Raw genomic sequence first — 19,499 nt, 5'->3', positions numbered from 1 at the left:
GATTGAGGCGAGGCGTCCCCGTGGTGCACCAAGACGGTTTTTCCGGGTTTAGAACCCGTTTTGCGAATCGCTGGCAAGCGAAGCGGGCAGCACGAGCGCGCCCGGCCACCGGGTTCGTGTCGCAACCAGAGCCACGCACGATTGGCGCGTACGCGCGCGGCAAGCAACTGATCGCTGGCAATTATCTGTTCGCCGGACATCTTGTAAATGCACCCGATGCCGGGTTGTGGGACATCATTCCTCCGAGTCTGGGATTTTCTGAAGAAACGCAAGGTTTTGTCTGGCTGGATGACCTGGCCAGCGTGGGCGACAGCGACGCGCGCAAGCTGGCGCGGACCTGGGTCATGGGCTGGATTGACCAGTTTGGCCGAGGCGATGGCGATGGCTGGACACCGGACCTGACCGGGCGGCGACTGATCCGCTGGATCAACCACGCAATATTCCTGATGGCGGGGATGGATTCGGACCAAAGCCGTGCCTTTTTCCGATCCTTGGGGCAGCAAACGATCTTTTTGGCCCGGCGTTGGGGCGCGGCATCTCCGGGACTGCCGCGGTTCGAGGCGCTGACCGGTCTGATATATGCGGGCCTCGCCCTGGAAGGCATGGAGCGGCATGTGGCCCCCGCGGTCAAAGCCCTTGCGCGGGAATGCGCTGATCAGATCGACGCGGAAGGTGGCATCCCGACCCGTAACCCCGAAGAGCTTCTGGATGTATTCACGCTGCTGAACTGGGCTGCACTGGCGCTATCGGAAAGCGGCCGTCAATCTGCGAAGGCTCACATGGACGCAATCGAGCGGATTGCGCCGACCCTTCGCGCCCTTCGCCATGCCGATGGTGGACTGGCGCGGTTTCACGGCGGCGGGCGCGGGCTTGAAGGACGGCTGGATCACGCACTGGCGACATCGGGGGTGCGCGGTCGCGCGGCCTCTGGGCGGTCGATGGGCTATACGCGTGTAAGCGCGGGGCGCACGAGTCTGATCGTCGATACAGCCACCCCGCCCACCGGGCTGGCGTCTGCCAACGCCCATGCCTCGACCCTTGCGCTGGAACTGACCTCGGGTCGGCGCCCCCTGATCGTGAATTGTGGATCGGGCGCGCATTTCGGGGCCGAATGGCACAAGGCGGGCCGCGCCACGCCCTCGCATTCGGTGCTGGGGTTGGCGGGACTGTCTTCATCGCGTCTGGGAGCAGCAAAACATCATGGCGGCGGGGCTAAGGTGTTTCTGACATCAACTCCATCTCAGGTTCACTTGCAGCATTTGACCGAAGGCGCGCTGACCGGCGTGGTGGCGGCGCATGATGGCTATGTCAAAAGCCACGGGCTGACCCATATGCGGCGAATCGAGATGGATCAGGATGGCCGCGGTGTGATGGGCGAAGATACGCTCGCCGCCGTGACAGATGCCGATCAAGCCCGCTTTGATCGCGCGATGGATCAGGTCGCACTTCAGGGCGTTCCGTTCAGCATTCGGTTTCACCTGCATCCGGATGTGGATGCGGCGCTCGACCTGGGCGGCACAGCCGTATCCATGGCGCTGCGGTCTGGCGAAATCTGGGTGTTCCGCTTCGAAGGTCGTGGCGAATTGACGCTGGAAAGCAGCGTTTATCTGGAAAAGACACGTTTGAAGCCACGGAAAACGAAACAAGTGGTTCTATCTGGTGTCGCAATGGATTATGCGACACGCATCCGCTGGACGCTGGCAAAGGCGCAGGAAACCCCATCGGTTTTACGTGACCTTGAACGCGGTGATACGGCGGAGCTGTCAAGTTAAGAGCCAAAGGGGCCAAGAGCCATGACCGACTTTCATCCTGTGCGCCGTGCGCTGATTTCCGTATCTGACAAAACCGGCCTGATTGATCTGGGCACTGCGCTGGAAGCGCGCGGGATTGAAATCCTGTCCACCGGCGGCTCGGCCAAGGCACTGCGCGATGCAGGCGTGGCCGTGAAAGACGTGGCCGATGTCACCGATTTTCCCGAGATGATGGATGGTCGCGTCAAAACCTTGCACCCGATGGTGCATGGCGGCCTTTTGGCCTTGCGTGACAATGAAGAACACGTCGCGGCGATGGAAGAACACGGCATCTGGGCCATCGACCTGTTGGTGGTGAACCTTTACCCGTTCGAAGAAACCGTCGCCAAAGGCGCCGACTATGATACCTGTATCGAAAATATCGACATTGGTGGTCCCGCAATGATCCGCGCTGCTGCCAAGAACCATGCGTTTGTCAATGTGGTGGTGGATGTCGAAGATTACCCCAGGCTGCTAGGCGATCTGGACCAGCACGATGGGTCGACCTGCCCGAAGTTCCGAAAGAAGCTGGCTCAGAAAGCTTATGCCCGCACGGCAGCCTATGACGCGGCTGTATCCAATTGGATGGCGCGCGCGCTGGACCTGCAAACCCCATATCGCCGCGCCTTTGCGGGCACATTGAAGCAGACCCTGCGCTACGGCGAGAACAGTCACCAGAAGGCGGCGTTCTATACCGATGGCACGAACCGTCCAGGCGTTGCCACCGCGCAGCAATTGCAGGGCAAGGAGCTCAGCTACAACAACATAAACGACACGGATGCCGCGTTCGAACTGGTGGCAGAATTCGACCCCGCCGACAGCCCTGCCGTAGCGATTATCAAACACGCCAACCCCTGCGGTGTTGCCCAAGGCGCGACTCTGGCTGAGGCGTATCAAAAAGCCTTCGATTGCGACCGCACCTCCGCCTTTGGAGGGATCGTGGCGCTGAATCAGCCGCTGGATGCCGAAACCGCCTTGAAGATCACGGAGATATTCACCGAGGTCGTGATTGCCCCCGGAGCCTCGGACGACGCGCGCAAGATTTTTGCCGGTAAGAAAAATCTGCGTTTGCTTTTGACGGACGGCTTGCCGGACCCTCGCACGCCGTTGACAGCGTATAAACAGGTTTCAGGAGGTCTGCTCGTTCAGGATAAAGATGTGGGATATATCGGGTTGAATGATCTGAAAGTCGTGACCGACAAAGCGCCGACCGAAGATCAACTGCGTGATTTGTTGTTCGCTTGGAAAGTCGGCAAACACGTCAAATCGAATGCCATCGTCTATGTGAAAAGTCTTGCGACCGTCGGTGTGGGTGCCGGTCAGATGAGCCGTCTGGACAGCGCCAATGTTGCCGCCGCCAAGGCGCAACGCATGGCGGACGAGTTGGGCCTGACTGAAAGTCTTGCCAAAGGCTCGGCCGTGGCATCGGATGCGTTCTTCCCCTTCCCCGACGGGTTGCTTGAAGCCGCAGCCGCAGGGGCCACTTGCGTGATCCAGCCAGGCGGTTCGATGCGTGACAACGAGGTGATCGACGCGGCGAACGAAGCCGGTCTTGCCATGGTGTTCACCGGCATGCGCCACTTCCGGCATTGATGTGACCATGCGCGCGTTACTGATAGCTGCCATTCTGGCCTTCGCCGTTGATCAAGGCAGCAAGTCTCACTCTCTTTACATACTTGAACTGGACCGCGTCGGCGTGATCCCGATCTGGCCACCTTATCTGGTGTATCAGATGGCGTGGAACACAGGCGTCAATTTCGGCCTGTTCGGGTCCGACGCCGCGACGATGCGATGGGTGCTTGTGGTGCTCAGCCTGGTGATTTCGATATGGGTCTTCATATGGGTGCGCAATGAGCGTTTGGGGCGGTTGGCCAACATATCCGCAGGCCTATTGATAGGCGGCGCACTGGGAAATGCGGCGGATCGCATTGTTTACGGTGCCGTCGTGGACTTTCTGAACATGTCCTGCTGCGGCATCCAGAACCCGTTTTCGTTCAACGTGGCGGACATTTTTGTCTTCGCGGGGGCGATTGGCCTGGTTCTCTTCTCATCATCGAAGAAGACCCCGTGACGCGCGTTTCCAGATGGGCTAAGAAGCGATAGGAAACGAGGGTTTTGCGTCACATGCGATTTTCATCCGTCAAACTTTTGACCGCTCTTTGCGCCGGTATTCTTCTGACAGCCTGTTCTGGTGGCGATCCCAAGCTGATGAACATCAAGTCCACGCAGGCCGGACCGGACGAGTTTTCGATCCTGCCGACCAAGCCGTTACAGGAGCCGCCCAGCTATCAGGCGCTGCCTGCCCCGACACCGGGCGGCACGAACGTCACGGACCCCACACCGAACGCAGATGCCGTGGCGGCACTTGGTGGTCAGTTGCGTAATACGGGTCTGCGCGGTGGTGAGGGTGCGCTTGTAACAGCTGCAAGCCGATATGGTGTGTCCGCGAGCATTCGCAGTCAACTGGCCGCAGAAGACCTGAAATGGCGTCAGGAAAACCGCGGCAAGCTGCTTGAGCGGCTGTTTAACGTGAATGTATATTACAGCGCGTATGAGGCGCAGGAACTGAACCAGCACCGCGAACTTGAACGCTTGCGTCGCTTGGGCATCTGGACACCGGCTGCCCCGCCCGACCCGGTGGCGGCACAGTAACTTGGGGCCAGTGCCCCCGTTTTTCTTCATCTGATCGACGACGATCACAACTCTGTTTGCGCGCCTTGAAGCCCGCGCGTCAGCGCGTAACTTGGTTAGGAACAGACAGGAGTCTCTGATGCGTTTTTTGATTGCGGCTTTTCTGGCCGTTGGGTTAGGCACCCCAATTTCCGCCAAAGAAGGCGTCACGGATTTCACTCTGGACAACGGGCTTCAGGTCGTTGTGATCGAAGATCACCGTGCGCCGGTCGTCGTCCATATGCTGTGGTATCGGGCGGGGGCTGCGGACGAACAACCCGGCGTGTCAGGCATTGCGCATTTCCTGGAGCATCTGTTGTTCAAGGCCACCGACACGATGGAGGCCGGAGAGCTGAGCCGCGTGGTTGCCGAAAATGGTGGGTCTGACAACGCATTCACATCGCAGGACTATACCGCGTATTTCCAGCGGGTCGCAGCGGATCGTCTGGGTCTGATGATGCAGATGGAAGCCGACCGGATGCGCAATCTGCGACTGACCCAGGATGACATCGCGACCGAACGAAATGTCATTCTTGAAGAGCGGGCCCAACGCACTGACAACGACCCGTCGTCCCTGTTCTATGAACAAATGAACGCGGCAGCGTATCTGAACCATCCCTATGGCACCCCGATCATCGGTTGGCGCCACGAAGCGGCCCAATTGTCGCGCGAGGATGCCTTGGCATTTTACGAACGTTTCTATGCACCGAACAATGCGGTCTTGATTGTCGCAGGCGATGTGACGCCGGATGAGGTCAAGGTTTTGGCACAGAAACACTATGGTCCGCTGAAGCCTACGCCTGATCTGATGGCGCGCGAGCGACGCGCCGAGCCGCCGCAACTGGCCGAGCGTCGGATACGCTTCGAAGACCCAAGGGTCTCGCAACCCTATGTCTATCGCCAGTACGTCGCGCCCGAACGTGATGCAGGCGCGCAGGAAGAAGCCGCAGCCCTTGTGTATCTGGCCGAAATTCTTGGCGGAAGCGGGGCCACATCTGTGTTGGGGCGTGCGCTTCAGTTCGAAAACCCAATCGCGGTCTATGCCGGGGCGGGCTATGGCTCGGTTATGCTGGACGACACCGAGTTTTCGCTGGTGGTCTATCCGACCCAAGGCACCAGCCTTGCCGAAGCCGAAGCGGCGTTGGACGCGCAGATTGCGAAGTTTCTGGACACCGGCATCGACCCTGATCAGTTCGAGCGGATCAAGTTCCAGATCCGCGCAGATCAAGTCTATGCGCTCGACAGCGCGATGGAGCGGGCGCAGCGCTATGGTCGTGCGCTCACTTCGGGCCTGACGATCGAGGATGTGCAGGCGTGGCCGGATGTGTTGCAGGCCGTCACTCCGGAACAGGTGATGGACGCCGCGCGCAAGGTGTTCGATGATCGCCGATCCGTCACCGGCTGGCTTGTTCCCGAAGGCGGAGAGGAAATGAAATGAAGCGTCTGTTCGTCACCCTTGTCACGCTGTTGGTTGTGAGCTTTCCCGCCCGCGCCGAGATTGCCATTCAGGAAATCACGACGCCCGGCGGAATTAACGCCTGGCTGGTCGAAGAAGACAGCCTGCCCTTTACCGCGCTGGAAATCCGCTTTCGCGGTGGCACCTCGCTGGATCGGCCGGGCAAGCGCGGGGCGGTCAATTTCATGGTCGGCCTTCTGGAAGAAGGGGCCGGGGACTTGGACGCGCGCGGCTTTGCCGAAGCACGTGAAAGCCTGGCCGCGTCGTATCGTTTCGGAGCCTATGATGATGCGGTGACGGTTTCGGCGCAGTTTCTGACCGAGAATCGCGAGGCGGCGACAGAGCTTTTGCATATGGCGCTAACTGAGCCTCGTTTTGATGCTGCTGCCATTGACCGTGTTCGCGCGCAGGTGATGTCGCATCTGGCATCTCGCTCGACCGATCCCAACGCCATCGTGGGCGAAACATGGGATCGCATGGCCTATGGCGATCACCCCTATGGCAGCTATCGGGTTGGTACGGTCGACAGCGTGGCGGGATTGACGCGGGACGATCTTGTGACGGCGCTGAAGGACGCGCTTGCGCTGGATCGCATTTATGTGGCTGCCGTCGGCGATATCTCGGCGGATGATCTGAGCAAGCTGCTTGATGACTTGTTTGATGGGCTGCCCGCGACCGGTGCACCTTTGCCACCGCGTGCGGATTTTGCGTTGTCCGGTGGCACCACGGTCGTTCCTTTTGACACACCACAATCGGTCACAATGTTCGGACAGTCTGGCATCGCCCGCGATGACCCGGATTTCTTTGCTGCTTACGTTGTGAATGAAGTTCTGGGCGGACGCGGTTCGCGCTCGCGCCTGATGCAAGAGGTGCGGGAGAAGCGCGGGCTGACCTATGGCGTCGGGACGTTTCTGGCCAATGCCGATCTGTCAGACACCATATTGGGGCAGTTTTCCAGCCAAAACGGGTCCATGGCCGAAGCGATCGAAGTGACACGCGGTGAATGGGCCAAGATCGCGAAAGATGGCATCACGCAGGATGAATTGACTGCCGCGCAAACTTATCTGACCGGATCGTATCCGCTGCGTTTCGATGGCAATGCCAATATCGCCAATATTATGGTGTCAATGCAGATGGAAGACCTGCCCGTCGATTACATTGCCACGCGAAATGATCAAGTGATGGCGGTCACGCTAGAGGATGCAACGCGGGTTGCGACGCGGCTTTACGACCCGGATGCATTGCATTTCGTGGTGGTTGGCCAGCCTGAGGGCGTTGTTTCAAATTGATCGGTTGTAGGTGTTGGGCCGGGCAATTCGCAATGGTCGAATCGGCGCAAGATATGCTAGGTTTTGTGGTATGCCCGAGGATAGCCCCCATATAAGCCGCGCGCGCGCCTCTGATCGCCGCCCGGTCATTCGCCAGTTGGACGATGCTGCAATCAACAGAATTGCAGCGGGCGAGGTTGTGGAGCGCCCCGCATCAGCCGTCAAGGAACTGGTGGAAAATGCGCTGGACGCCGGCGCGTCACGGGTTGAAATCGCCTATGCCGATGGCGGCAAAACCCTGATCCGCGTCACTGACGATGGCTGCGGAATTGCGCCCGATGATCTGCATTTGGCCCTGTCGCGTCATGCGACGTCGAAGATCGACGGCTCGGACCTTCTGGACATTCATACCTTCGGCTTCCGGGGCGAGGCATTGCCGTCGCTCGGGTCGGTTGGTCGCCTGACCATCACCTCGCGGGCCGATGGGTTTGATGCTGCCACGATCCGGGTGGCCGGCGGTGAAACCAGCGTGGTGAAGCCTGCGGCCTTGTCGGCTGGAACTGTGGTTGAACTGCGTGATCTTTTTTACGCAACACCCGCAAGGTTGAAATTTATGCGCAGCGATCGGGCCGAGGCGCAGGCGATTACCGATGTGATCAAGCGCCTTGCGATGGCTGAACCGCATGTGGGCTTCACCCTGCGTGATGTGTCCGGTGGCGGTGAGGGCCGCGTGACCTTCCGCGCCGATCCTGAAACCGGCGATATGTTCGATGCGCTGGGCGGGCGGCTCGGGTCCATCCTTGGGCGCGATTTTTCGGATAATGCGATCAGGATTGATGCGGAACGCGACGGGCTGCGCCTGACCGGGTTCGCGGCGCTTCCAACCTATTCGCGCGGCGCTGCGGTGGCGCAGTTTCTGTTCGTGAACGGTCGCCCCGTGAAAGACAAGCTGCTGACCGGTGCACTGCGCGCGGCCTATTTCGATTTCCTCAGCCGCGACCGGCACCCGGCGGCTGCATTGTTCGTATCCTGCGACCCGCATCTGGTCGATGTAAACGTGCATCCGGCGAAATCCGAGGTGCGGTTTCGCGAACCGGGCGTTGCGCGTGGCTTGATTGTGTCGGGCCTGCGTCATGCGCTGGCAAGCGCGGGGCATCGTGCGTCAACGACTGTCGCGGGGGCGACTTTGGGCGCGATGCGGCCCGAACAACCGGCGCCGCGCGTTTATCAAATGGACCGCCCCGGCGCTGGCGCGATCCGGCAGACCTACACCTCGCAAGCCCCCGGCTCTGACGTGCCGGGCTTTGCCGAAATGTCCACGCCCTCAGCCCGCTTTGATCCGGTGGTCGAGCCGGATAACGAAGCCCTGCAAAAGGCGCTGCCCCTTGGCGCCGCCCGCGCGCAGGTGCATGAGAACTACATCATCGCACAAACCGAAACCGGCATGGTTATCGTGGATCAGCACGCGGCACATGAACGTCTGGTCTATGAAAAGCTCAAACGCCAGATGGCCGAAAACGGCGTCGCGCGTCAGGCCCTTTTGATCCCTGAAATCGTCGAACTGTCCTCGGGTGATGTGGCGCGGCTGTTGGAAGTCGCAGATGACCTTGCCCGGATGGGGCTTGTCATCGAACCCTTCGGTGGTGACGCCATCGCTGTGCGCGAGACCCCGGCCATTCTGGGCGAAATCAACGCCACTGCGATGATCAAGGACGTGCTGGACGAACTGGCCGACCTTGGCGACAGCAACAAGGTGCAGGCGCGCCTTGAAGCCGTGTTGTCCCGCGTCGCCTGCCACGGCTCGATCCGGTCGGGTCGCTGGATGCGGCCCGAGGAAATGAATGCGCTCTTGCGCGAGATGGAGGCCACGCCTCATTCCGGCCAGTGCAACCACGGCCGCCCCACCTATGTGGAACTGAAACTTGCAGATATCGAAAGGCTGTTTGGCCGCACATGATCCAGATTGGCGATACAACCTACAACCTCGCGGACCCGTCAACGCTGCTGGTGATCGGCGCGGCAGTGCTGGCCGTGTTGATGTTCGTCCTGCTTATCGTCGTGGTGCGCCGGGCGGGGCAATCGGCACGCGTGGCCCATGATCTTGCCCGCGACATGGGCGGTCTTGGGCAGGCTGTGCAGATGCTGGGCGCGGGCCAGGATCAGCTGTCGGGCGGGTTGCGCACGGTGTCGGATGCTCAGTCCACCGGACAGGCGCAGGTGTTGCAGGCGATGGAAACGCGTCTGGCGCATGTGCAGCAGCAGATGAACGACCGGCTGCATGACAACGCGATGAAATCCGCCCGCGCCATGTCGGAATTGCAGGAGCGGATGAAGGAAAGCCTGCAAGGCAACACGGTCAAAACCACCCAAAGTCTGACCCAGTTGCAGGAACGGCTGGCGGTGATCGACAAGGCGCAGGACAACATCACGCGGCTGTCGGGCGATGTGCTGAGCCTTCAGGATATCCTGTCCAACAAACAGACGCGCGGCGCATTTGGCGAGATACAACTGCACGACATCGTATCCAAGGCGCTGCCCAAAGACAGCTATGACCTGCAACAGACCTTATCCAACGGCAAACGCGCCGATTGCCTGATCCACCTGCCCAACCCGCCGGGGCCGATCGTGATCGATTCAAAATTCCCGCTGGAGGCTTATGAAGCCCTGCGCGCCGCGGACACGCCTTACGAGGTGAACGAGGCGGCAAAGGCCATGCGCATCGCAGTCAAGGCGCATATCAAGGCCATCGCCGAGAAATATATCATCGAAGGCGAAACCGCCGACGGTGCCCTGATGTTCCTGCCGTCCGAGGCCGTCTATGCCGAACTGCACGCCAACTTCCCCGAACTGGTCCGCGAAGGGTTCGCGGCGCGGGTTTGGATCGTGTCCCCCACGACCTGCATGGCGACCCTGAACACCATGCGGGCGATCCTGAAAGACGCCCGAATGCGCGAACAGGCAGGCGAGATCCGTAAGATGCTGAAGCACCTTCACCGGGATGTGGAGCTTGTTGTCGAGCGCGCGGGCAAGTTGGAGACTCACTTCGATCAGGCACGACGCGATGTAGAGGGGATCACCACGGCGGCGGAACGCGCCGGAAAACGTGCGGCGCGGCTGGATAATTTCGATTTTGAAGAGCTGTCAGACGAGGCCGAGAATGTGGTGCCGATTGGGAAAGGGTGAGGGTTGCCGGGGCGTTGAAAGGCAGTTTTGAGCCCATTGCGGTTGTTCACGGGCCAGCGCATAAATGCTGGCAGGAGGTATAAGAACCATGGCAGAACCCGCAGGTCTACTGTTTGAATGCCCGTTGAACGAGAAACTACTGGCAGCCCTGTTCAAACAAGAAATCACCCTTGACGACCGCAAGGTACAATTTGGCCGTGCGTTATCCGAACTCCTTGGTAGCGGAGACGATGCGGACGTTCTGATTGTTCATCATGATCCAGACCAAGAGCGCCTGTTTCTAGCCTGGATGCTCAATTTTTATGACAAAAGCGCACTTGCCCCGATCTGGCCGATCCTTGATGCGCTGGCTGCAAACATTGATCCATCGGCAGATGCCGGAGGCACCGTGGCCACGATATTTCCCGAGGCCCTTGAATCCGTTCGGGTGCAGGATGGCACGGTGGTCCGCGGGCCCGGCGATCTAGTCGATGCCGATCTTCTCACGCGGCTCTCCGACAAACTCTGGGACTTTGCCAAGAAGGAGCAGTTCCCGGATGCCGCCGCGTCGATGCGGCGCAAGACAACGCAATGCAAACCCTTCAAAACCGCGTGGAAATCCTATCTGGTTTGGCGCGAGAAAGAAGAGCGCCCCGCCCGGATCGCGGCGGCAACCGCACAAGAGCCGTTCTTGCTGTTCGACGACGTTTACACCGCACAGGGTCAGGTTTTCCAGCGTCACAACCATACGAAGCGGGATATCGAGTTTGCCGGAGCAGACCCGCTGACATTTCGAAAGGAAAGCCGCTATCACGCCGACAAGAACCATGTCTGGCATCGCCTGCTTGCGGACGGTTCGCCACCGGCTAGAGATCCGAAAGGGGTTTATCCACGCAACAATCGCGATGCAATTTGGGAATACGTACACGTCGAGGGTGCCGATGGAGCATCCTTTCGCTGGCTTTTCGACCGGTGGGATACCATTTACTGGCGTGACAGGCACCGCGTCTACAGCAGCTCCTCGGCGCTTGCGCTTGTTCCCCTGCCGGGCGTTGATGCAACCAAATTCCGGGAAATTGGCAACGGCTATGGAACCGATGGGCAGCAGGTTTATTGGGGCCTGGATCGTCTGCCGCTTGACGCAACAAAACTGCAAACAAACGACATCTTTATCTGGGACCCTGACAAGGTATTTTGCCTGGGTCAGGAACTGCCCCTTAAGGGGGCGGGATTTCGCATACTGACGCAGAAGTTCCAGCGCCCGGCCATCCAATATGCCTATCGGCTGACGGACGGCAAAAAGACGATCATCCTATCCCCGCAAAAAGAGATACTGCCGGACGATCCGGATTTTTGACAGGCATGACCCGCCCGTAGGGTAGGAAACCTTCATCGGAGCAGGGCTTCGAACAGGTCTCGGGGAGAGGCTTGTTGAACCGCGGCAGTGGTGCAATCGCCGTCGGGGGCGATTTCGTACATGAGATAGGTAATCTGCGCGCCGCTGCCCTCAACGTAGGCCCGGGTGCCATCGGCCAGAGTTTCGATGTCCTGGTAGACGTTGAAAGTTCCGATTTGGCGATTACGGAATATCCGGCTCTTGGGGGTGCCATCGGCAGCGTCAGTCGAAACAAAGGCAAACACCATCTTGCCGGGCTCGCCGGTGTCCTTGACGATGGCTGCCCGTTGTCCGATCGCGTCGATGGGATCTGCATTTTCGGGCCAGGCGTCGTACAGATCCGGGTTGCGGGAATCGAGGAGGAACACTTCGAAAAAGCCGCAGAACGACGGGTTGATCTGGATGCGCACCTGCTGCTTTTCCTCGGTATCCCTCATGATCAGGACACCCAAGACAAACAACCCGGCAAGAAACAGGGCAAGGATCGAGTAACGGCTGGGCTTCTTCATTTGTCTGGAAGCTCTTGGATAAAATTGATTTTCTTCGGTTTATTGCAACTATGCGAAGAATGGAATGCCAGGTGCCTTGGGATTGCGGTGCAGCCCGTTCGTTCTTTAGGCTCGGAATCCGAACCATGGCCACGGCAACTACGCGTACAAAATTCGCTACGCAAAGGAAACCCCAGTCGGCGAATGCTTTTGCATCAGAAATGATGACCGCCGCCAGCGTTTGCGACATCCTTTTGATCCCGCTCGATCAACTAGAGCCGAGTCCGCTGAGCGTCCGCAAAGTCCCGCAAACCAGACGCTCCGTTACCCATGCTCCACCACCTCGACATGCTGGGCCAGCTCCTTCACATGCCCCATCCAGGCCTCGATCATCTTGGGATCATCGGTCGCTGCGGACACGCCCGCGGGGGCTTTGCCGTCTCGGATCATCTCGACGGCGAGAGAGACGGGGGTCGAGACCAGCCGTGCCATGGCGGTGCCGCGTTCGTCGCCCCAAGCGTCCATGACATAGGTCTTGTCATAGACCGTTTCGCCGTCTTTTTCCGCCTTCAACGCCACGCACATGATCACACGGTCAGGTTCCCCCTCGTCATAGGCATTGTCGCGCCAGAACTGGTCGGACATCTCTTTCAGGCGGGCGTCGCCTTCGGGGCCTTCAAGCGTTTCGACCTCGGCAAACACGTCTTTCCATGCCTCGGCCCAGCCGTTCAGGCGCAGGGTGCCGCGCACGAAGGTGTCGACGTGCCACGCGGGGTCGAACTTGTAATCCGCCATGAAGGGGATCGAGTCGCGGTTGGGGTAGACCTCGAAGCTCTCGGGCGCGGGCAGGGGGGCGTCATAGGTGCTGATCGCGTCCCAAGGCCGCGCGACATCCAGCGGTCTGCCGTCCTTGATCGAGCGAGAGGGCGAACGCAGCGCTTTCAGCACGCCCAAAGGCGACCAACTGAACTTATAGCGAAACGGGTTCGGGATTTTCGGCACGCCGCCGCAATAGCTGATGAAACTCAGTTTGTTATTCGGGTCAAAGGCATCTGACGCGCGATAATCGGCGACCAGCCAGTGGGCCATCAGGTGGTCGATGCCGGGGTCCAACCCGATCTCGTTCACGCAGGCAAGACCAGCGTCGCGGAAGTCTTCATCCAGCGCGCGCATCTCGGGCGAGATATAGCTGGAGGACACGAAATGCGCGCCTCTTTGCAGGCAGCGCTCGGCCAAGGGGACGTGCAGATCGCCAGGCAGCATTGACACCGCGATATCGCCGGGGGCAAGGGCCGCGGTCACGGCGTCCAGATCGAAGGCGCGGATATTTTTGGTGAGATCGCCGACGGCCTCGCGCGCCTTGTCGACGGTCCGGTTCCAGACCACGACGTTGCGACCGGACGCTAGCAAGCGACGCAGGCCGGGGATGGCCGACAGGCCGGTGCCACACCAATGGATTGTCATGTCAGGGCTTCCTTTCAGCCGAATTTCAGTTTGGCGGTGATGATGGACCCCACCATCACCAAGGCAATTGCGTTTGCAATGACCATAGGCCACGCGTCGAGCATCAGGCCATAGATCAGCCATAACCCGATCGAGGCGAAGACCATCAGGTTCGTTGGCAGGGATAAATCCGCCGTTTGCCGCGTGCGCCAGGCCCGAAGGGTTTGCGGCAACCAACAGATGGTGCTGATGACGCCAGCGGCGCTACCGATCAAGGTTTCCAAATCAGATGTCCTTCAAATGGGTGCGGAACGTCGCCTCGGCTTGACCCCAGACCCCCGTGGTCAGATCGGTCAGGGTCAGAAGCGACGGCAGAAGCTGTCCGGCGTAGTCGATGGAACTTTCCAAGGGCAGCATAGACGGCAAGTTGTCGATTGCCATCACATCCAGCACGGGGTTGTCCGCCACGCGCAGGACGGGGGCGTCCCAACTGGTCGCGTGGTCATAGACCGGCACGGGGTTGTAGTCGCTGTCCGGGTCGCAGGCCACGTCACCGATGGCGGTCAGCGTGCGATTAGCCGTCAGTGCATTGCGCGCCACGAACACCGGCGTTTGGGGTCCGGCGAGGATGCAGTTGATGAACAGGTTGTGGTCAAGGATCTCGGGGAAGGGGCCACCGCTGGCGGTTTCCGCCATGTCCCATTTGGTGACGGTGACACCCATCGCCTCCATCAAATCAGACGCCCCCGTGCCAACGCGACCCAACGCGCCGATGACGATGGCGGTCGGGCGGGGGGTATTGGTGGCATTAAGTTCGGCGCGAAGCTCGTCCAGCAACGCGTCCTTGTTCTTGTAGGCTCCAACGGGACCGCATAGCTTTCCGTGTTGTTGCGCGGCCCATGCTTTCAGTGTCACCGCTGCGCCCGCAAACCCGGCCCAATAGCCGAACGCCGCCACACGCCGCCCAGTTTCGTCGACCAGATATTCGAGGTCATAGAGCGTGCCACCCCCTTTCTTGAACCTCTCCAGCAACGCACGGCCAGAATGCTGGCCCTTGAAGGCGTGGCCGAACATGATGTGGCAGTGGGGAAGGGGGGTGCCGTCCTCGGGCAGCTCTTTCAGGCCGAAAATGATGGCGTCGCTCGGCGCATCGGGCCAACTGTTTTCCGGCGCAATTTCGCACCCTGCGTCGCGGTAGCCGTCAATGCCAATAGCCCGCGCACTGCTTTCTTCGACCGTCAAACGCAGCCCTGCATCAATCAGGGCTTTCGCACCGTCAGGCGTCAGCCCCACGCGGTCTTCGTTCTGACGCTGTTCGGCGCGAACCCACAGATGTGTCATGGTGAAAGCTCCTTAAAAATGGGTCTGCGCGTGGTGTCGGTCGGTGGGTTCCAGATGCGGAACAGCGTTGAACTGGATCAAGCTGAGCCCGGCAGGTGTCAGGCGCATCCGGTGGACCGAGCTGTTCATGATCGGCAGGATCGTGCGGGTGAACGCGCCGATTTCAAGGCCCATTACCACCCGCGTTGCCATGCCGATCAAGCCGCCTGAGGTAAAGATGATCGCATCCTCGCCCTGTTCGGCGATGTCGTGAATCACGTCGCTGACGCGGGTTTGAAAATCGTGGAAGGTCTCTGGCACGTCGTCGATTTTGCCTTCCTGCCAGGCCGAGAAGGTCAGCGGCAGATGGTCGATGAAATCTTCATGGGTGCGCGGATGCGGGATGCCGAACTGGGTGTGCATCCGTTCGGACAGGTCGAAATAGCGCACCTCGTCCAGTCGGGCGTCCTGTGTGAAGTCATCCGCGCCCCATTCCTGTGCTGTCTGGCGGTGCCGCGTCAGCGTGCCGGTGTAAACCTTTCTGTAACGCTGCCCGGTGTTGCGCATGTAATCCCCCAGCCAACGAGACTGCTGGCGGCCCAGATCGGACAGCCGATCATAGCCTGCTTCGTCGGTCGCTGTGTTGTTGGCCTGGCCGTGGCGGATCAGCGTGATTGTGGTCATGAAGAATCCTTTCGGCTCATTGCTAGTGAATTGGATCCAATTCGGAAAGGGGGGCTGGCGCAAAATCGGCGTGGGGTGTCGGGATTGTAAGACTGACGCACGGCCACACGTGGTTTATAATGCCCTGCATCAGACGGAGGTTTCCATGAGCGATGGCATCAAATTCACCTTGGACGGGCAGGACGTGGTCGCCCACGAAGGCGAAAGCATCTGGGATGTGGCAAAGCGGCAGGGCACCCTGATTCCGCATTTGTGCCACAAGGATGTGCCGGACCTGCGTGCCGATGGCAACTGCCGCGCCTGCGTGGTCGAGATTGAGGGCGAACGTGTGTTGGCGGCCTCGTGCATCCGGCAACCGACCCAAGGAATGGTTGTCACCACCGACAATGCGCGCGCGCGCCAGGCTCGCAAGATGGTGGTTGAACTGTTGATGGCCGACCAGCCTGACACCCCGCATGATGCCTCGTCACATTTGTTGGACATGGCCGATCTGACCGGTGTGGCATCCAGCCGCTTCCCGAAGCTGGAATCCGGGCGCATCCCGTTGCTGGATGACAGTCATGTCGCGATGAGCGTCAATCTGGACGCCTGTATTCAATGTAACCTGTGCGTCCGTGCCTGCCGCGAAGTGCAGGTCAACGACGTGATCGGTATGGCCGGGCGCGGGCATGACGCCTATCCTGTCTTTGACATTGCCGACCCGATGGGCGCGTCAACTTGCGTGGCCTGCGGCGAGTGTGTGCAGGCCTGCCCCACTGGCGCGCTGATGCCCGCCAAGGTCAAGGACACGCAGGATTATGACCGCGAGGTCGAAAGCATCTGCCCCTTCTGCGGCGTGGGTTGCCAGGTCAGCCTGCGCGTGAAGGACGACAAGGTCGTGTATGTCGAAGGCATCAACGGCCCCGCGAACGAAGGCCGCCTGTGCGTGAAGGGCCGGTTCGGCTTTGACTATATCAACCACGACCACCGGCTGACCAAACCCCTGATCCGCAAGGAAGGCGCACCCAAGGGGTTGAACGTCGATCCCGCCAACCCGCTGACCCATTTCCGCGAGGCAACTTGGGATGAGGCGCTGGATTACGCGGCAAACGGGCTTGCCAAGCTGCGCGACACCTATGGCGGTGACGCAGTGTCCGGGTTTGGGTCGGCCAAATGCACCAATGAAGAAGCCTATCTGTTTCAAAAGCTGATCCGCACCGGTTTTGGTCATAACAACGTGGACCACTGCACCCGATTGTGCCACGCGTCGTCGGTGTCGGCGCTGCTGGAAAACGTCGGCTCGGGTGCCGTGACCGCCACGTTCAACGAGATTGAAAACGCGGATGTTGCCATCGTCATCGGCTCGAACCCGATCGAAAACCATCCGGTCGCGGCGACTTATTTCAAACAGTTCACAAAGCGCGGTGGCAAGCTGATCGTGATGGACCCGCGCGGCACTTCGCTTAGCCGGTTCGCCACGCATATGTTGCAGTTCAAGCCGGGCGGCGATGTGTCGATGCTGAACGCGATCATGCATGTGATCGCCGAAGAAGGTCTGACCGACGACGCCTATATCGCCAAGCATACCGAGAATTGGGAGGCGATGCGCGAGCACCTGAAAGCGTTCCCGCCCGAGGATATGGCCGAGATTTGCGGCATCCCCGCCGAAACCCTGCGCGAAACCGCCCGCACCTTTGCGGCAGGTAAGGCCGGGATGATTTTCTGGGGCATGGGTATCAGCCAGCACGTGCACGGCACAGACAATTCCCGCTGCCTGATCTCGCTGGCGTTGATGACTGGCAATGTTGGGCGTTCGGGCACGGGCCTGCACCCGCTGCGGGGGCAGAACAACGTGCAGGGCGCGTCGGATGCCGGTCTGATTCCGATGTTCCTGCCGGATTACAAGTCGGTGAAAGACCCCGCTGTTCTGGCCGAGTTCAGCGCCGAATGGGGTGTGGATAACTTGTCCGACCAGCCCGGCCTGACGGTGGTCGAAATCATGGACGCCGTGCATGATGGTCGCATCAAGGGCATGTATATCCTGGGCGAAAACCCGGCCATGTCTGATCCCGACATCACCCATGTGCGCGAGGCTTTGGAGCGGATGGAATTTCTGGTCAGTCAGGACATCTTCCTGACTGAAACCGCCAGCTATGCCGATGTCGTCCTGCCCGCCGCTGCGTTTGCCGAGAAAACCGGCACCGTGTCCAACACAAACCGGCAGGTGCAGATGGGCCGCCCCGCCGTCCCGCCCCCGGATGAGGCGAAAGAGGATTGGTGGATCACGGTTGAACTGGCGAAGCGTCTGGGGCTGGATTGGACATATACCCACCCCAGCGAAGTGTTTGCCGAAATGGGCCGCCTGATGCCATCGCTTAACAACATCACGTGGAGCCGGTTAGAGGCGCAGAATGCGGTGACATATCCATCCCTGTCCCCCGAAGATCCGGGACAGGCCGTCGTGTTCGGCGACGGTTTCCCGCGCGCAAACAAGCGCGCGCGCTTCACACCAGCGGCCATCCTGCCGCCGGCCGAATTGCCCGACGCCGACTATCCTATGGTGTTAACCACCGGGCGACAATTGGAGCACTGGCACACCGGGTCCATGACCCGCCGCGCCACCGTGCTGGACGCCATCGAGCCGGAGGCGAACTGTTCCATGAACCCCAAGACCCTTCGCGAAATGGGGGTCGAGCCGGGCGACATGGTGCGCCTGACCACCCGCCGCGGATCCATCGAAGTGATGGTCCGCGCTGATTATGGTGTGGCCGAAAACATGGTGTTCCTGCCGTTTGCCTATGTCGAAGCGGCGGCCAACATGCTGACCAACCCGGCGCTGGACCCCTATGGCAAGATTGCGGAAATGAAGTTTGCAGCGGTGAAGGTCGAGAGAACCAACTCCATCGCGGCGCAGTAAGGGCCAACGGGCAGGGTTAAATCGAGCGCACGATTGCGGTGTGTCAAAGCGGACTGCCCGTATTTTTGGTAAGGGTCGCCTTGAGTGAAAATTCGAGGTGTATGATGAAAATTATCTTCCTTACCGGTGTCGGATTACTCGTTGCCGCCACCGCTTTCCTTGTGATTTCAGCCCAATGGTTCACGGCTGAAATCAACCGACAAATCAGCAGATTGCTGACTGGACCGGTTTTGGCGGTCCGGCCAGACAATAATCTACCAGAGGTGGTGCGCCGTTTTGCCCAGCGAGGTCATGCGGCAGAAAACGGTGTTCCGCGCGTCGTCGAGTTTACGCAAGACCTAGAGCTGCGACAGGGCGAAAAATGGAGCAAAATGACCGCTCATCAACACATCGCGATCACTAGGCCGGGATTTGTTTGGGTGGCAGACGGAACGGGCTGGCCCTTGCCAGTGGTGCGTGTTGTGGACAGTTTCGTTGATGGTGCCGGATTGCTGGAGGCGCGATTGCTTGGTGCAGTGCGGGTGGCCAGATTTGAAGGTGCTGATGCTGATCTGGGCGAGGCGATGCGTTATGTTGCCGAACTTCCTTGGGCGCCAGATGCAATATTGACCAACCCGTCCATTTCTTGGCGTGAAGTGGACGCGCAAGTTGTGGAAGCAAGGCTGCCCCTGCCCGATGGGGCGGCAATCGTGCAGTTCACCTTTGACGATGTCGGCGACATCGTCGAAGTCTATGCCGAGAAACGCCCCGATACTTCCGAGGGGAAAACCGTGTTGCGCGAATGGCGTGGGTTGTTCAGCTCATATACCGATATCGGCGGGCGTCGCGTTCCGGCAGAAGCGGAAGTCGGTTATGTAGTAGACGGTGCTTACGAGCCGTACTTTCGCGGGCGTGTGACGTCCTATCAGATCCGGCTATGAGGCTTT

16 protein-coding genes are annotated in these 19,499 nt (G+C 59.9%); 11 read left to right on the top strand and 5 right to left on the bottom strand.

The features are described from left to right. Positions 1-23: 23 nt before the first annotated feature. The 9 genes from AC13C8_RS11200 (at position 24) to AC13C8_RS11160 (ending at position 11,703) form a co-directional block, all read left to right on the top strand. The gene (locus tag AC13C8_RS11200) at positions 24-1,772 is read left to right on the top strand and encodes a heparinase II/III family protein (protein ID WP_177179256.1); all 1,749 of its coding nucleotides are present in this window, start codon (positions 24-26) and stop codon (positions 1,770-1,772) included. A gap of 21 nt (positions 1,773-1,793) precedes the next feature. Next, positions 1,794-3,383: a bifunctional phosphoribosylaminoimidazolecarboxamide formyltransferase/IMP cyclohydrolase gene (purH, locus tag AC13C8_RS11195; protein ID WP_091427243.1), complete on the top strand. Its 1,590-nt coding sequence runs from the start codon at positions 1,794-1,796 to the stop codon at positions 3,381-3,383. Positions 3,384-3,390: 7 nt separating this feature from the next. Continuing rightward, positions 3,391-3,861: a signal peptidase II gene (gene lspA / locus AC13C8_RS11190; RefSeq protein WP_482847352.1), complete on the top strand. Its 471-nt coding sequence runs from the start codon at positions 3,391-3,393 to the stop codon at positions 3,859-3,861. A gap of 53 nt (positions 3,862-3,914) precedes the next feature. Continuing rightward, positions 3,915-4,442: a DUF3035 domain-containing protein gene (locus AC13C8_RS11185; RefSeq protein ID WP_091427240.1), complete on the top strand. Its 528-nt coding sequence runs from the start codon at positions 3,915-3,917 to the stop codon at positions 4,440-4,442. Positions 4,443-4,560: 118 nt separating this feature from the next. Next, positions 4,561-5,898 (top strand): M16 family metallopeptidase, encoded by a 1,338-nt coding sequence (locus AC13C8_RS11180; protein WP_091427238.1) that lies wholly within the window; start codon positions 4,561-4,563, stop codon positions 5,896-5,898. Then, complete coding sequence (locus tag AC13C8_RS11175) at positions 5,895-7,205, top strand: M16 family metallopeptidase (protein ID WP_091427237.1); 1,311 nt, start codon at positions 5,895-5,897, stop codon at positions 7,203-7,205. The genes AC13C8_RS11180 and AC13C8_RS11175 overlap by 4 nt, the downstream gene beginning before the upstream one ends. A 70-nt stretch (positions 7,206-7,275) precedes the next feature. Next, the gene (gene mutL, locus AC13C8_RS11170; protein WP_482847350.1) at positions 7,276-9,141 is read left to right on the top strand and encodes a DNA mismatch repair endonuclease MutL; all 1,866 of its coding nucleotides are present in this window, start codon (positions 7,276-7,278) and stop codon (positions 9,139-9,141) included. Beyond that, on the top strand, positions 9,138-10,367 hold the full coding sequence (locus tag AC13C8_RS11165; protein ID WP_091427233.1) for a DNA recombination protein RmuC: 1,230 nt from the start codon (positions 9,138-9,140) through the stop codon (positions 10,365-10,367). Before mutL ends, AC13C8_RS11165 begins: the two co-directional genes overlap by 4 nt. Before the next feature lie 88 nt (positions 10,368-10,455). Further along, positions 10,456-11,703 carry a hypothetical protein gene (locus AC13C8_RS11160; RefSeq protein WP_482847349.1) on the top strand — a complete coding sequence of 416 codons (1,248 nt, stop codon included), beginning with the start codon at positions 10,456-10,458 and terminating at the stop codon, positions 11,701-11,703. A gap of 32 nt (positions 11,704-11,735) precedes the next feature. Here AC13C8_RS11160 and AC13C8_RS11155 read toward each other — a convergent pair whose 3' ends face one another. From AC13C8_RS11155 to AC13C8_RS11135, 5 genes are all read right to left on the bottom strand, one after another. Further along, a complete protein-coding gene (locus tag AC13C8_RS11155) occupies positions 11,736-12,251 on the bottom strand; it encodes a hypothetical protein (RefSeq protein WP_482847348.1) in 516 nt (171 codons plus the stop codon). Between the two features lie 303 nt (positions 12,252-12,554). After that, positions 12,555-13,694: a saccharopine dehydrogenase family protein gene (locus AC13C8_RS11150; protein WP_482847347.1), complete on the bottom strand. Its 1,140-nt coding sequence runs from the start codon at positions 13,692-13,694 to the stop codon at positions 12,555-12,557. A 14-nt stretch (positions 13,695-13,708) separates the two neighbouring features. Further along, a complete protein-coding gene (locus AC13C8_RS11145; protein WP_091427225.1) occupies positions 13,709-13,957 on the bottom strand; it encodes a SemiSWEET family sugar transporter in 249 nt (82 codons plus the stop codon). 1 nt (position 13,958) lies between these two features. Beyond that, positions 13,959-15,014, bottom strand: a complete 1,056-nt coding sequence (locus tag AC13C8_RS11140; protein WP_482847346.1) for a saccharopine dehydrogenase — start codon at positions 15,012-15,014, stop codon at positions 13,959-13,961. Between the two features lie 12 nt (positions 15,015-15,026). Then, a complete protein-coding gene (locus AC13C8_RS11135) occupies positions 15,027-15,677 on the bottom strand; it encodes a histidine phosphatase family protein (RefSeq protein WP_482847345.1) in 651 nt (216 codons plus the stop codon). Between the two features lie 145 nt (positions 15,678-15,822). Between AC13C8_RS11135 and fdhF the strand changes: the two genes are divergently transcribed. Continuing rightward, positions 15,823-18,573 (top strand): formate dehydrogenase subunit alpha, encoded by a 2,751-nt coding sequence (fdhF, locus tag AC13C8_RS11130; RefSeq protein WP_482847344.1) that lies wholly within the window; start codon positions 15,823-15,825, stop codon positions 18,571-18,573. A 101-nt stretch (positions 18,574-18,674) separates the two neighbouring features. Further along, positions 18,675-19,493, top strand: coding sequence for a DUF6544 family protein (locus AC13C8_RS11125; protein WP_482847343.1), 819 nt, complete (start codon positions 18,675-18,677; stop codon positions 19,491-19,493). The last annotated feature ends 6 nt before the right edge of the window (positions 19,494-19,499 follow it).

Source organism: Aliiroseovarius sp. B-4 (assembly GCF_056857795.1).
Note: the sequence above shows the minus strand (reverse complement) of the source record. Positions and strands in the feature narration are given on the sequence as shown.